Annotated in this window: 2 protein-coding genes; both read left to right on the forward strand. The window is 45.0% G+C overall.

Features of this window, described 5'->3' with window-relative positions; genetic code table 11:
• Positions 1-233: ABC transporter permease subunit (locus A3762_RS13440; protein ID WP_156493450.1), on the forward strand; the 233-nt coding region annotated here is incomplete at its 5' end.
• On the forward strand, positions 233-1,228 hold a 996-nt coding region (locus A3762_RS13445), incomplete at its 3' end, for an ABC transporter permease (RefSeq protein ID WP_068756064.1). The genes A3762_RS13440 and A3762_RS13445, both read left to right, overlap by 1 nt.

The raw sequence follows: 1,228 nt of genomic DNA on the forward strand, positions 1-1,228 counted from the left end.
TGCCGAGCGCACTAATTGGTATATTTTTTACCGGCTCCATGCTTATCGAAGTCATATTCTCTCTAGATGGTCTCGGGCTATTAGGTTTCGAAGCAGCTCTAAATCGAGATTATCCAGTCATGTTTGGAACCCTCTATATATTCACCATTGTCGGATTGCTGCTGAAGCTGATTAGTGACTTGACCTATGTGCTCATCGATCCGCGAATAGACTTTGAAAGTAGAGAGTCATAATGCAGTTACTCAATACCGACAATTGGTCGCCTCTTAATCGTCGTCGCTTAGAAAATTTCAAAGCAAACCGACGCGGGTATTACTCTCTATGGGTTTTTCTGGCGCTATTTTTTTTCTCATTGTTTGCTGAGCTTGTCGCTAACGACAAACCTCTGCTCATATATTTTGATGGGAGCTTCTATTCTCCGATTAGCCAAGTCTATGCAGAGACCGAATTTGGAGGGGAATTTGAAACAGAAGCCGATTATCGTGATGAATACGTCGTCGAGCTAATCGAAGAGAAAGGCTGGATGCTATGGCCACTTATTCGCTATAGCTACGACACGCACAACTATAACTTGAGTGAACCAGCGCCCTCCTCCCCCACGTCTGATAATTTGCTGGGCACAGACGATCAGGCGCGAGACGTATTTGCGCGAGTAATTTATGGCTTTAGGATCTCTGTCTTATTCGGCTTAGCGTTGACAATTTTCTCATCCATGATTGGAGTAGCTGTTGGCGCATTACAAGGATACTACGGCGGAAAAGTCGATCTAATTGGCCAGCGATTCATAGAGATTTGGTCAGGGCTACCAGTACTATTTCTGCTAATCATTCTATCAAGCATGATTGAACCGAGCTTCTGGTGGTTACTTGGAATCATGCTGTTATTCAGCTGGATGGGCTTAGTCGATGTTGTTCGCGCTGAATTCCTGCGCGCACGTAATCTTGAATATGTTAGAGCGGCTAGAGCCTTAGGCCTGAACAATGCAGGCATTATGTTTCGCCACATACTACCGAATGCGATGGTTGCAACTTTAACCTTTATGCCGTTCATATTGACGGGGTCTATCACAACTCTTACTTCGCTCGATTTCTTAGGGTTTGGCCTACCTCCCGGATCTCCTTCACTTGGCGAGCTGATCTCGCAAGGTAAAACAAACCTTCATGCACCTTGGCTTGGAATGACAGCGTTCATCGTACTTGCTCTTATGCTCTCATTACTCGTATTTATC

This window comes from Oleiphilus sp. HI0125 (genome assembly GCF_001635355.1).